Below are 12,561 nucleotides of genomic sequence, written 5' to 3'. Positions count from 1 at the left end.
GCAGCGGGGGCGGAGGGATGTCGACCGCGCAGGTCATGCACATCGGGTGTCGCGGCGGGGCATGATGGGGCGATGCCCCGTTCGAACGCACCGCGCCGGCCCGTCGGCCGTCCCCCGCTGACCTCCCGCGAGCAGATCCTGGCCACGGCCCGCACCCTCATCGACGAGTGCGGCTGGGAGAAGCTCACGGTCCGCCGACTCGCGTCCGAGATCGGCGTCGGGACGACGACCCTGTACTCGCACATGCGGGACAAGGAGGACCTGCTGTTCCTGCTGATCTACGAGTACGCGGAGCAGATCCCGCACCCCGAACTGCCGAGCGAGCCGCGGGAGCGGATCATCACGGCCGCCGTCGCGATCCACGACGGCCTGGCGGCATGGCCCTGGGCGGCGGAGATCCTCACCACCGACGGGTTCATCGCCCGGCTCGGCGACTCGTTCCTGTGGCTGGTCGAGACGATCCTGGCCGGAGTGGTCGACGCCGGGTGCCGCCCGGAGCAGACCGTCCGGATCTTCCGCAGCATCTGGTACTACACGGTCGGCGAGATCCTCGTGCGCGCGCACACCCGCCACCGCAGGATGGACGAGCAGGACCCCGCCTTCCTCAACCCCTACTTCGGCAACGCCGACGGCCCGCTCCGGCACCCGCACCTGGCCGCCATCGCCGACCAGTGGGCAGGACTGGCCGGGCAGGACACCTTCGCGCAGGGGCTGCGCGCCTTCGTCGACGGCCTGCTCGCGCAGTGCCTGGCGGAGGCGCCGACAACACCGGAAACGGAATCGACGACACCGGGCACGGGGTCGGGCTGACCGTTCAACTGCCCACCGTGGACAGTCGCACATTCGAGTCCGGCCTTCGCGGATCAGTTTCTCAGACACGCCCCTGGCGCGTCCACGTGCATCGCGCACGGCTTTCCGTGGATCTCTCACGCGCCCGCCGGGGTGTTTCGTTTTCGCGCGCCCGCCCCTAACCTCGGTGACGGTGGCGGCGGGCCCGAAAATTCCGGCCGCGGCATCCGATTCGCCCGCCGATACCCGTGCCCCGCGTCGGCGGTGCCACCGGAAGTCAGATGCCACCTGAAGTCATGAGAAATGCATCTACGAGAGGTCGGGGGCGGCATTGTAGCATGGCCGCATCCCGATGAATCTCCGCGATCCGAGCCCCAGGTCACACGGCATGATCGCGCTCACCGCACTCGGAAGAAGAATTGGACGATGAATATTCCTGTCTATATCGCGTCCGCTGCAGCCTGGATTCCGCCGGCGGAATCGGCGGCGGCGGCAGTGGCTGCCGGCAACTACCCCGCCAACGACAACGACACCAATAAAATACCCTGCCTGCCGGTGGCCACGGACGAGGTCCCGGTTCCGGACATGGGAGTGATCGCGGGGCGAAAGGCCCTCGATCGGGCCGCGGCCGTGGTCGGAGACCAGGTCGATCTGATCCTGCACGCATCGATATACCACCAGGGCCGCGACCACCACTGGAATTCGGCTCCTTACATCCAGCGCGAACTTGGCATCACCGACGCCTTCGCGCTGAACCTGGAGGGGATGTCGAACGGCGGCATGGCGGCGATCGATCTGGCGATGGCCCAGCTCGAAGCCGGCCGGGGCACCAGCGCGCTGATCACCACCGCGGACCGGTTCTGCCCGCCCGGATTCGACCGGTGGCGAGGTTCGTACGGCATCCCCTTCGGCGACGGCGCCACCGCGCTGGTCCTCTCCACGACCGGCGGTTTCGCCCGGATCCACGCCGTCGCGTCGACCACCGATGCCTCCCTGGAGCCGCTGCACCGGGGCACTGCCCCGTTCACCACCGCGTACGGGGTGGTCGCCAACGAGAACCTGCGCACTCCCAAGAAGTCGTACCTGGAGGAGGTCGGGTCGGAGTCGGTGCTGCAGCGCGCCGAGGAGACGCTGCTGAGCGCCGTCTCCAAGGTGCTCGACCGGACCGGGCACAGGGTCGACGACTTCGCCCGGGTCCTGGTGCCCAACATGGGCCACGGGATGATGGAGGCCCAGTTCTTCAAGCCGCTGAACATCCCGGCCGAGCGCACCCTGTGGAACTGGGGCCGCCACGCCGGGCACATGGGCGCGGGCGACCTGAGCGCGGGGGTGGCCCGCCTGGTGGAGAAGAAGGAGGTCGGTCCGGGCGACCTCGTGCTCATGATCGGTACCGGCGGCGGCTACTCGGTGACCGTGGCGGTGCTGGAGATCGAGTCGGTGCCGGAGTGGCCCGAGACCACCACCGACTTCGACCTGCCCGCCGACGTCAGGGACCTGGTTCGCGCCTGACCAGGGTGCCGCCCATCGACGAGGAGCGGCTCAAGCCGACCCCGTGTACAGCCGGCTGTGCGGATCCGCACCGTTGGATCCGCCGCCGGTGCGACTCAAGGAGAACCCTCGTGGCCATGGACCGTTTCGTCCGCGCCCTGATCCAGTGGCAGGCGGGCAGCCGACCCGAACCGGCGCGCAACCTCCCCGTCGCGCAGCTGCGCGAGCGCTACAGCGCACAGGCGACCCAGCTCAGTGCGGGCGTCCGGGACGCGGGCATCGAGACCAAGGACCAGCTGATCGACGGCGGCGACGGCGAGTTCGGCGTCCGGACCTACCTGCCGCCCACCGACCGGGGGCGTCTGGTGACGTACCTGCACGGGGGCGGCTGGACGGTCGGTGACGTCGACACCCACGACCCGGTCTGCCGTCGCATCGCCGACGGACTGGGCGCGGTCGTCGTCTCCGTCGACTACCGCCGTGCGCCGGAGCATCCGCACCCCGGCCCGCTCCGGGACGGCATCGCCGCGTCCGAGTGGGCGGACCGCGCCTTCCCCGGCCGCCACCACGTGATCGCCGGGGACAGTGCGGGCGGGGCCCTGGCCGTGGGGATCTCGATGCACCACCGCGACCACGGCGGCATCGGGTTCGCCGCGCAGCTGCTGGTCTATCCACCGGCCGATCCGGAGCTGCGGTCCCGCTCCGCCCGCGAGTACGGCTCGGGGTACCTCTCGGACGTCGACGACCTGCGCTGGTACTACGACCTGTACGTGCCGGACCCGGCGCGCCGCAGGGACCCGGAGATCGACCTGCTGGGCGCCGATCTCCACGGGCTGCCGCCCACGGTGGTCGGCACGGCCGAGTTCGACCCGCTGCACGACGAGGGCGTCGAACTGGCGGCGCGGCTGACCGCCCACGGCGCCGTGGTGCACCACGTGCCCGCCGAGGGCCTGGTGCACGGATACCTCCTCATGGCCGGCACCGTACCGGCCGCCGGCCAGGCGACGGACAACGTGCTGGCCGCCCTGGAACGGATGCTGGCCTCGGCGCCCTCGGCGCAGTAGCCCGACGGGGGCACAGCACGCGTGGCGCAGCGCACCGGACCACCGGTGCGCTGCGCCACGATCCGGACGGCTGCGGGCCGGCCTCAGGAGCCCATGGGCACGCCGCCGTTGCGGCGGCGGAAGAGATGACCGGCGGTGGTGCTCGTGGCCACCCGGTTGTGGCCGAAGCAGTCCTCGCCGCTGACCAGCACCGTCCCGTACCGGTCCAGGCTCACCCGGGCGCCGTACTCCTCGACCTCCGAGGCCCCGGGGTAGACCCGCACCGACGCGGGCACGTAGCGGGCCGAGAAGCCCATCCGCATCTGCCTGGTCCGGCCGCTGTGCGGGTGCGAGGCATGCATCAGGCGCGACCAGAAGACGACGAACTGCCCGGCCCGCAGCTCCATGGAGACCGCCTCGGACTCGTCCGGCTGCCAGTGCGGGTCGATCTGGAGCTCGCGGTAGTCGTAGCCGAAGAAACCGCGCCGGACGCCGTTCTTCACCAGGGAGACGTTCCGGACCGGGTCGTAGCGCATCCGCTTGGTCTCGTCGTAGTGCATGGTGCGGTGGGTGCCGGGGATGAACTGCAGGCCGCCCATGTCGGCGGTGGCGTCGGTGAACGCGCACCACACGGTGAGGGCGCCGCCCGGGCCCGGGCCCGCCGGCCACTGGATCTGGGGCCGACCGGAGGCGTTGGCGAAGGTGGCGGCCTGGTGCCAGTCGGTGCCCTCGTTCCCCGGGTACTTGGGGAAGAAGTCCGAGCGCCAGCACAGCACGTCGGGGCCGAGCACGGAGGCGACCCGGTCCACGATCCGCGGCTGGGTGATGTGGTCGGCGAGGAAGGCGTTGTCGAGGTGCCGGTCGTAGTTGGACACGTCCGCCGCCCCCGAGCCGTCGCTCGCGGACCGGTACACCGCGCCGCTGCGGTCCGCGAGGTCCTGGCGGGTCCTGGCCCACTCCCGCTCGATCTCGTCGGGCTGGTAGAGGGTGAACGGGCCCGCGTACCCAGTCCGGTGGAACTCCGCCACCTCGTCGGCGGTGAGCCGGAAGTCGTGCTGCTGAGCGGACATGTCTCTCCTCGGTCATGGCTCAAGGCATCCGGGGGACGGAGCCGGCCGCGGAAAGGAAGGGCCCACGTGCCCGGGAGCACGTGGGCCCGCCGCATCCGCGGCGGCCTCGGCGAACGGCCCCCGGGGCCTGTTCCCGTCACCTCGGAGGTCATTGCGGTGTGAGTCCGCGTCAGCCCGCCATCGCGTCGGCCACCGGTACGGCCGGTCGGGCCGCTCGCGCCCCGCCGTCGGTGGCGCCGGTGGGCGGGGCCGGGGCGAAGGCGCCCGGCTGTCGCAGCTCGCCGATGAGTTCGTCGACGCGCTGCCTGGTGAGGTGGCGCATCGCGTACAGGTGGACGTAGGTGCGGGCGGCGCCGTCGACCTGCACGGTCTCGCAGGCCAGCGAGTAGCGGCGGACGATGTCCGGGTGCGGCTGGCGGAACCGTACCGTCAGCGCCTGCGGGCTGCGGGCCACCCACAGGTCCTGGCCCAGCTGCTGCTGCAGCAGCAGGAGTTGCTGGTGGGTGTAGGCGGCGAGGCCGTCGCACTCGGCCGCGACCCGGGCCTGGTCGTCGTAGGAGTTGCGGGCCAGGTGGTCCCACATCAGCAGCGAGGAGAAGCCGTTGCGGGAGCCCGCGAAGGTGGTGTCGGCGGCGCCGATGTACTCCGAGGCCCCGGGCGGGGCCATCTGCAGTCCGGTGCGGGTCATGAACACCCCGCAGGCCCACGGCGTGCCCATCCACTTGTGGCCGCTCATGGTCAGTGAGTGCAGGTCGGAGAGGCGGAAGTCGAAGACCGGCGGCGCCTGCTCCACCATGCCGGCGTCCCGGGCCATCTCCAGGTAGGGCGTGTAACCGGCGCCGAGGGCCCCGTCGACGTGCAGCCAGAATCCCGACCGCTCGTCATGGTTGCCGTTGGCGTCGCGGTCCTGGTGGACGCGCCGGTGGTCCAGCCCGTACTCGGCGCAGATGCCGCGCACCGTGCGGGCGACCGCCTCGACGTCGTCGTAGGCGCCCTTGAAGGTGGACCCGTAGTTGAGGCTGACCAGGACGGGGTAGCCCCGGCTGGCGAAGAACCGCACCAGGAGCCCGAGTTGCTCGATGTCGATGGCGCCGTCCGCGGTCGAGGGCACCTTCCGCGGCCAGGGGGCGCCCGGCGCCAGGGGGTTGTCGTCGGGGTACCGCGTGGAGCCCAGGTCGTGGAAGGTGTCGATGTCCAGTGCCCGTACGGCCTTGGTCAGCGAGTAGTGGGTGTCCTCGGAGAAGAACGCCACGGGGTGGAAGGCGTTCGGACCTTCGCCCTGCGGCGCCTGCTCGGCGCCGTCCCGGCCCGGCTCGCGGTGCTGGGTGCGCAGGGGCTTGCCCGACAGGTAGTCCCGCGCGTTCCACAGGCCGTACAGGTTGCCCTCGCTGGCGCCCATGGTCAGCACGTAGCCCCAGTACGACTCGGGATCCTCCGGGTCGTGCGGCCACTTCGCGTGCCACAGCGAGGCGAAGTAGTCGAGCACGGCCCGTTCGAGCACCTTGGAGTTGAGCGTGTACGAGTTGGACTGGTAGGGGTCCCCGACGTTGTTGAGGTGCCGGTTGAGGTAGTGCCCCAGGCGCTGCTCGTAGTCGAGGGCGCTGGTGACCTGGTAGCCGGCGAAGTTGCGGGTCTGGGTGTCTATGTGACGGCGGAACAGCGACTCGGCCTCGGTGTACTGCTCCGCGTCCAGTCCGGAGGGCGGCAACTGCACCTTGTGGTGCGGTACTTCGGGAACGCCGAGGTAGGCGGTCCGGGGGTCGCTGGACGGCGGAGTGCCGTAGGGACGGCCGCCGACGACCCGTAGGCTGCTGAAGGTCTTCTGCCACGGCGTGTCTTCGGGACCGAAGGGGATGTCCGCAAGGTTCTCGGCTTCACTGACCATTGGAGCTGATCCTTTCACTGCGTGGCTCCCGGTTCGAGCCGCAGTCACGGCGCTGTCTGGGAGAGGCTGCCGGAAGGTTCCTTGACCGGGACGGTGAGCGGCTGCGCCGGCACGGACCCGCCGCCCAGGCGCGCGTACTGGTCCGGGCGGGCCGAGCGCAGCCAGGAGGCGTAGGCGACGCCGAGGCCGACGACGACCAGCAGGAGCCACGGCAGGGCGGTGACGGCGGGATTGGTGGTTCCGGTCAGCACGTCGAAGTTCGACACCACCAGAACCGCCGCGGTGATCAGTCCCAGGGCTCCCAGCGCGGGCGCGACGAGGGTCTGCCAGCGTCCCTCGCGCCGGTTGCGGAAGTAGCCGATCACCGCTGTCGAGGCCAGGGCCTGCAGCAGGATGATGCCGAGGGTGCCCAGCCCCAGCATGCTGGTCGACATGTTCACGTAGGGGTCGAGGCCCGCGGCCGCGAACAGGGCGACCGTCACCGTGCTGAAGACGGTCTGGGTCACGCTGGCCCGGTGCACGGAGCTGCGCCCCGTGGGAGTGGCGCTGAGGCCGGCCGGCATCAGCCCGTCACGGCTCAGCGCGTACATGTACCGGTTGGAGGCGTTGTGCAGCGCCAGCCAGGAGGCGAACAGGCTGGTGCACAGCAGGATCTGCATGGCGAGGGTGGCGGAGTGGCCCAGGTAGCTGTCGCTGAGCCGGAAGAACAGGTCGCCGAGGTGGTTCGAGGCCTGGGCGCGTACCTGCCCGGGGCCCAGCGCGCCGACGGCGACCCAGCTGGTCAGGGCGTAGAAGGCGGCGACGATCAGGACCGCGATCACGGTGGCGCGGGGCACGCTGCGGTGGGGCGCCTTGGCCTCCTCGCCGTACAGGGCGGCCGATTCGAAGCCCAGGAAGGAGGCGAAGCCGAACATCACGGCGACGCCGAGTCCGGGGGCGAAGACGTTGTCGGGGGCGAAGGAGGCGGACGGCAGGGCCGCGCCGCCGTGGCGGACCAGGATGGCGATGTCCAGTGCGACCAGGATGGTGATCTCGCACACCATGCAGACGGACAGCAGCCGGGCGCTGAGGTCGGCCTCCTGGTAGCCGAGCAGGGCGACCAGGAGCAGGCCGGCTCCGGCCCACACCTGCCAGGGCAGGTTCAGCCCGTGGTCCGCGGCCACGTGCTGGGCGAAGTAGGCGAACGCGCCGAGGACGCCGACCGTGGCGGCGTTGTAGGAGAGCACCGCGAGCATTCCCGCCCCGGCCGCCGCACGGCGGCCCAGGCCGTGCGCGATGTGGGTGTAGAAGCCGCCCATGTGGCTGATCCGCCGCGCGATGGCCGCATATCCGGCGGAGAAGCACAGCAGGGTCAGGCCCGCGAAGATGAACATGGCCGGCACACCGGGGCCGGTGCCGATGGCGAAGGCGAGCGGGACGGTGAACACCATCGCGGCCAGCGGGGCGGCCGCGGCGATGACGATGAATACGATCTTCGGGGTGGTCAGCGTGCGCTGGAAGCGTTCGCTCCCCCCGGGCAGGGGTGTGCCGGTCATGAGGGTCTCCAGATGGGGGCGACGGTCCGGAACCGAGCGACGGATCACGCTCGTACGGGGGCGGATGGGCAGCGGAGTCGGGCTTCAGCGCCGGATCGCCACGGCGGACGACAGGTCCGCCTGCGGGTGGATCCACACCGGCACCGATTCGCCGCGGTACGTTGCGGTCAGCACGCCCTCGGGACGGCTGAGTTGGATCTGCCAGAACAGGAACTCCCCCAGCGTGCCGATGCAGTTCAGCGCCTTGAAGGCGGCCTCCTTGGCGGCGAACAGGTCCCGGGCGGTGTAGGGCCCGGCCGGGGCGAGCAGCAGTCGGCGCTCCTGTTCCCGCAGGACGAACGCGGCCATCCGGGGGGTGACGGCCGCGGTCTCGATGTCGACGCCGACCGCCTCGGCGCCGGGGACCACCAGGGCGACCGCGAGCCGCCCGGTGTGGGAGATCGAACCGGCGAACCCCTGGGGGAAGAGCGGCCGGCCGTCCCGGGCCCGCTCCACCGTCCGCCCGGCCGATCCGGCCGCGGCCAGGGCCGCGGCGGCCGCCCGACGGCCGGCGGCGAACTGCTCGGCCGGTCCGTGGGGCGGCGCCACCCGGGACGTCTCCATGGACATCAGCGGTGCCGCGCCCCGGGGAGCGGCCGACTCGACGATCACCGCGTGGGCCCTCAGTTGCGCAGGGCCAGGACGTGGCCTGCCAGTGAGTCGATCGAGCGCAGCACCTCGGGCCGGACGTCGTCGTCCCACTGGAAGCCGAAGGCGTCCTCCATCGCCACCAGCAGGGCGACCAGCGCGGTGGAGGGGACTCCGGCCTCGCGCAGCGAGCCGGCGTCCTGCAGTTGGCTGACGAAGGAGGGGCCGCCGAACACGCCGACCAGCACCTCCCGAATCTGCTGCCGGACCTCCGCCGCGGTGTCAGGCATTGTCTTCCGCTTCCTCGATGAACTTCCGCACCAGCTCCTGGAAGCCCAGGACGTCGTCGAGGAAGGGCACGTGGCCGGCCTTGGGCATGATCACGCAGCGGCCGTTGGGGAACAGTGCGGCCAGCTCGTGGCCCGCGGTCGGGCCGAGCAGGATGTCGTCGTCGCCCAGGGCGATCAGCGTCGGCGCCTGGATCCGGGTCAGCAGCTCGGAGCTGGGGTCCCCCTGCTGGGCCAGCGCCAGGCCGTTGTTGAGCTCCTCGGGCGTCGACATGGCCACGAAGCTCTCGCGGAGGCCGAGGTAGCCCGGTACGCCGTACTCCTCGATCATCTGGGTGCTGACGAACTCGGGGTACATGTGGCTGAACAGCACGGGAATGTCGTTGCTGTTCAGCGTCCGCAGCCAGGCCCGCTGGAGCATCCGGTGACGCCGTATCTGCGGGCCGACGACCGGTCCGGCCAGCACCAGGCCCCGCACCCGGTCCGGGTGGGCGAGGGCCACGTCACGGGCGAGCTGGGTGGAGGCCGACGAGGCGAGCAGGTAGGTCGAGTCGATCTCCAGGGCGTCGAGCAGCCCCACCAGGTCCGCGACGTGCTCCTCCCAGGTCGGCTCCTGCTCCAGCCGGGTGGAGTGGCCGTGGTTGGCCAGGTCGTAGCTGACGACGCGGTAGTGCTTGGCGAGCTCGTCGGTGTAGTCCCGCCAGAACGGGGCGGTGAAGAAGAAGTTGTTGAGCGTCGTGATGGCGACGCCCTCACCGGTGGACTCGTGGTAGAGCGCGACGCCCTCCCTGGTGCCGACCAGCGGAGTGCCCTCGCGGTAGCTGAGGTCGTGGTAGTACTCGTCCTGCACTGCTTCAGCCGACATGGCTTTCCGCCCTCTCGTTGGTCTTGACTGGTTCGGCGCCCGGGAGGACCCGTGCGAACGCGGCGACGACGTCGGCCGCCGACACTTCTTCGTTGATCTCGCTGCAGGACCGGCCGCAGTACAGCGCCATCTCCTCGATGCGGCCGCTGGTCGCCTCGGTGGGCACGGCGGCGCTGAAGCGCGGTACCAGGTACGGCTTTCCCTCGACCACCGTCCTGCCGATGAACTTCGCGGGCAGGCCCGGGTCCGCGGTCGCGGCCGTGGCCAGCACCCGGTGCCGCCGGCCCGGCCAGCCGATCTCGTACACGTCGGTGATCACGGTGTCGGTCCGGTCCGCGGCGGTCACCGCCGACTTGAAGCCGGCGTGGGCCCGCGACTGGTGGGCGACGACGAAGGCGGTGCCGAGCAGCACCCCGTCGGCGCCGGCCGCCAGTGCCCGGGCGGCCTCCTCGGGCGAGCCGATACCGCCCGAGGCGACCAGGCAGGCGTCGGGCAGCAGCGTCCGCAGGGCGCCCACCAGGTCGTCGCGGCGCGACGTGCCGAGCAGGTGGCCGCCCGCCTCGGTGCCCTGGGCCACCACCACGGCGCCGCGGCCGGCCGCGTGGACGCCGTCCTGGACCGACCCGACCTGCACCACCACCTGCCGGCCCGCCACATTGACCCGGTCGAACACCGAGTCGTCGGGCATGCCGAAGAAGGACAGGTGCACGCGGGACGGCGTCTCGTCGAGTACCTGGGCCACTTGCCGGTCCAGTTCCTCGGGCCCGACCACCTCCGGGATCAGGTTCACGCCGACCGGCCGGTCGGTGCCTGCGGTCAGCCGGGCGAGGATGGCCGACAGTGCGCCGCCGACCAGCTTGTAGCCGCCCACGCAGCCCGCAGCGCCCGCGTTGGACACCGCGCAGGCCAGCTCCGAGCCCGCGACCCCGCCCATGCCGGACTGGAGCAGGCTCACCTGGAGGCCGAGCACGCTCGCTGCGGATCGCATCAGTGCAGGCCCTCGACCGCGGACGCGGCGGCCTCGGCGCTGCCGAACCGCTCGGTCAGGACGTGCACCCAGCGCTCCAGGCCGAAGGCCAGGCAGCTGGTGTGGGCCGTGTCCGCGCCGGCCTGGATGCCGCACCGCTCGCCGAAGAAGTTCCGGTGGTAGTTGACCGAGCCGACCGCCAGGCCGCCCACCACGAACTCCTCCTTGACCGGGAACAGCCGCTGCATCTTCGCCTTGCCGCCGTTCTTGTCGAAGAACGGGTCGGTGGCGACCTCCAGCTTGAAGTCCAGGCCGAGTTCGGCGAACAGGGTGGTCACCGCGTCCTTGGCGCGGAGCAGGTGGTTCTTGGCCACGTCCTCCGAGGCCACGCAGACGATCTCCCGCATGGAGAAGCCGAGCAACCGCTGCAGGCCCTCGTAGTGGGTCTCGTTGCGGAAGCAGGTGCCGACCGTGGTCCGCACCGTCCCCTCGGCGGGCAGCGTGGAGCCCGCCAGGTTGACGTAGATCGAGTAGCAGGCCGCCGAGGGCAGCGCGAACGCGGTCGGCTCCATCACCTCGGCCGGTATCCGCTCCAGCGGCCGCTCCGCCCCCTTCAGCAGGCCGCCGAGCCGCTCGGGGTCGAGCCGGGTCGCCGCGAGGCCCAGGTGCGGGAAGTTGTCGTAGTAGTCGAAGCGGTCGAGGTCCTCGCAGCGCATCAGGAACGGGAAGCGGAACTCCGGCGCGTCCCAGCCCTCGGCCAGGCGCCGGAACACCGCGTCGATCGCCCGCAGCACCCGCAGCTGGCTGCCGTCGAGAACTCCCAGGCCGTTGTCGGTCACTGTGGTCATCAGACTGCTTCCTTCGTGAAGAATCGGGCGCTCACGGCGCTGAGGGTGCGGAAGTCGTCGAGGTCCAGGTCCTCCGGATCGATCGACTCCCCGGTCAGCTCTTCCAGCAGGAAGATGAACTCGACGAAGGCCAGCGAGTTGATGGCCCGGCTGTCGATGAGGTCCAGGTCGTCGGACAGCTGGTCGAGTTTGGGGTTGCGGGCCACGATGAACTCGCGCACCGCCTGCATGGGTTCGGTACTCACTTGATCAGCTCCCTGCCGACGCCTGCCTTGGACAGGAACTTCCGTGTCCGCTTCAGCACCTGCTCGTGCGCCTCGATCCGGACGGGGTGCTCCAGCGCCCGCCGCCGCAGCGCGAGGGCGTCGGGGATGCCCGCGTCGCGGTAGGCGGCCGGGTTGTAGAGGGTGGCGATGCTGTACTGCAGGTAGCTCTCCAGGTACTCGGCCACCACCGGCACCTCGGCCGGGTCGCGCCTGGCCACCTGCGCGAGCAGGTTGGTGAAGACCATCCGGCCGAAGGCGACGTGCCGGCTCTCGTCCTGGTGGTGCACGCGGTTGATCTCGCGGGCGATCGGCGGCAGCGACTCGTCGGTCGCCATGTGCGCGTTGTAGTAGTCGACGATCTCCTCGAAGATCAGGATGCGGGCGAACACGATCAGCTCGCGGGCCACCGAGGAGAGGTGCTCGACCGAGTCGGCCTTCAGCGCCGGCTGCGCCGGGTACAGCCGGCCCTCGTAGCGCAGGCAGAACTGCGCGAAGAACCACATGTGCTCGTTCTCCTCACCGATGAAGTGGTGGAGGAATTCCGAGACGTCCGCATAGGTCCGCTCATGAATGCGGTTCACGACGTCGTTGAGCAGCTCGCGGATGCCGTGGATGTTGAGGCTGAAGAAGTTGATCGCCTCGAACTTGGTGAGCGCGATCTGCTGCTCGCGGGTCAGTTCGTCCCACATCTCGGTGCCGGCCAGCGTGGTGAGGCTCTCGCTCATCCACGGCAGGCCGTCCTCGATGGCGTCGGGCCAGTCGAACATCGAATAGGGGTTGTAGTAGCCGGATTCGGCCAGGTTCTCCAACCGGTCCAGGTCCAGCACGACCGGCTCGATCTCACGTACCGCCATTTTCACTCGCCCTTCCGAACGCAGTGGTACAGGATTT

General features: G+C 70.7%; 13 protein-coding genes. 3 read left to right on the top strand and 10 right to left on the bottom strand.

The genetic code is table 11. The annotated features are described in order from the left end of the window. The first annotated feature begins 72 nt into the window (after positions 1-72). The 3 genes from BS75_RS33090 (at position 73) to BS75_RS33080 (ending at position 3,341) form a co-directional block, all read left to right on the top strand. Positions 73-810, top strand: coding sequence for a TetR/AcrR family transcriptional regulator (locus BS75_RS33090; protein WP_052070003.1), 738 nt, complete (start codon positions 73-75; stop codon positions 808-810). 474 nt (positions 811-1,284) lie between these two features. Then, entirely contained in the window at positions 1,285-2,298 is a 1,014-nt protein-coding gene (locus BS75_RS33085; RefSeq protein WP_052070001.1) for a ketoacyl-ACP synthase III family protein, read from the top strand. A 116-nt stretch (positions 2,299-2,414) separates the two neighbouring features. Next, positions 2,415-3,341 carry an alpha/beta hydrolase gene (locus BS75_RS33080; RefSeq protein WP_231608211.1) on the top strand — a complete coding sequence of 309 codons (927 nt, stop codon included), beginning with the start codon at positions 2,415-2,417 and terminating at the stop codon, positions 3,339-3,341. A gap of 83 nt (positions 3,342-3,424) precedes the next feature. On the opposite strand, the gene BS75_RS33075 is transcribed toward BS75_RS33080, so the two are convergent. The 10 genes from BS75_RS33075 to BS75_RS33030 form a co-directional block, all read right to left on the bottom strand. Further along, positions 3,425-4,390, bottom strand: a complete 966-nt coding sequence (locus tag BS75_RS33075; RefSeq protein ID WP_034090857.1) for a chlorinating enzyme — start codon at positions 4,388-4,390, stop codon at positions 3,425-3,427. Positions 4,391-4,559: 169 nt separating this feature from the next. Further along, entirely contained in the window at positions 4,560-6,275 is a 1,716-nt protein-coding gene (locus BS75_RS33070) for a pyridoxal-dependent decarboxylase (RefSeq protein WP_081982851.1), read from the bottom strand. Between the two features lie 44 nt (positions 6,276-6,319). Continuing rightward, positions 6,320-7,810 carry an APC family permease gene (locus tag BS75_RS33065; protein ID WP_034090856.1) on the bottom strand — a complete coding sequence of 497 codons (1,491 nt, stop codon included), beginning with the start codon at positions 7,808-7,810 and terminating at the stop codon, positions 6,320-6,322. Positions 7,811-7,894: 84 nt separating this feature from the next. Continuing rightward, a complete protein-coding gene (locus BS75_RS45120; protein ID WP_052069997.1) occupies positions 7,895-8,461 on the bottom strand; it encodes a 4'-phosphopantetheinyl transferase superfamily protein in 567 nt (188 codons plus the stop codon). A gap of 11 nt (positions 8,462-8,472) precedes the next feature. Continuing rightward, complete coding sequence (locus tag BS75_RS33055) at positions 8,473-8,727, bottom strand: acyl carrier protein (protein ID WP_034090855.1); 255 nt, start codon at positions 8,725-8,727, stop codon at positions 8,473-8,475. Then, the gene (locus BS75_RS33050) at positions 8,720-9,589 is read right to left on the bottom strand and encodes an alpha/beta fold hydrolase (protein ID WP_081982850.1); all 870 of its coding nucleotides are present in this window, start codon (positions 9,587-9,589) and stop codon (positions 8,720-8,722) included. The genes BS75_RS33055 and BS75_RS33050 overlap by 8 nt, the downstream gene beginning before the upstream one ends. Then, positions 9,579-10,577 carry an NAD(P)H-dependent flavin oxidoreductase gene (locus tag BS75_RS33045; RefSeq protein WP_052069993.1) on the bottom strand — a complete coding sequence of 333 codons (999 nt, stop codon included), beginning with the start codon at positions 10,575-10,577 and terminating at the stop codon, positions 9,579-9,581. The genes BS75_RS33050 and BS75_RS33045 overlap by 11 nt, the downstream gene beginning before the upstream one ends. Continuing rightward, positions 10,577-11,404, bottom strand: coding sequence for an aminoacyl--tRNA ligase-related protein (locus tag BS75_RS33040; protein WP_034090854.1), 828 nt, complete (start codon positions 11,402-11,404; stop codon positions 10,577-10,579). Before BS75_RS33040 ends, BS75_RS33045 begins: the two co-directional genes overlap by 1 nt. Continuing rightward, positions 11,404-11,649 (bottom strand): phosphopantetheine-binding protein, encoded by a 246-nt coding sequence (locus BS75_RS33035; protein ID WP_063771551.1) that lies wholly within the window; start codon positions 11,647-11,649, stop codon positions 11,404-11,406. The genes BS75_RS33040 and BS75_RS33035 overlap by 1 nt, the downstream gene beginning before the upstream one ends. After that, the gene (locus tag BS75_RS33030; RefSeq protein ID WP_042439556.1) at positions 11,646-12,524 is read right to left on the bottom strand and encodes a diiron oxygenase; all 879 of its coding nucleotides are present in this window, start codon (positions 12,522-12,524) and stop codon (positions 11,646-11,648) included. The genes BS75_RS33035 and BS75_RS33030 overlap by 4 nt, the downstream gene beginning before the upstream one ends. Positions 12,525-12,561 lie beyond the last annotated feature (37 nt).

The sequence above is a fragment of the Streptacidiphilus albus JL83 genome (assembly GCF_000744705.1).
Taxonomy (GTDB): Bacteria; Actinomycetota; Actinomycetes; order Streptomycetales; family Streptomycetaceae; genus Streptacidiphilus; species Streptacidiphilus albus.
This window is presented reverse-complemented; position numbering and strand designations above follow the sequence as displayed.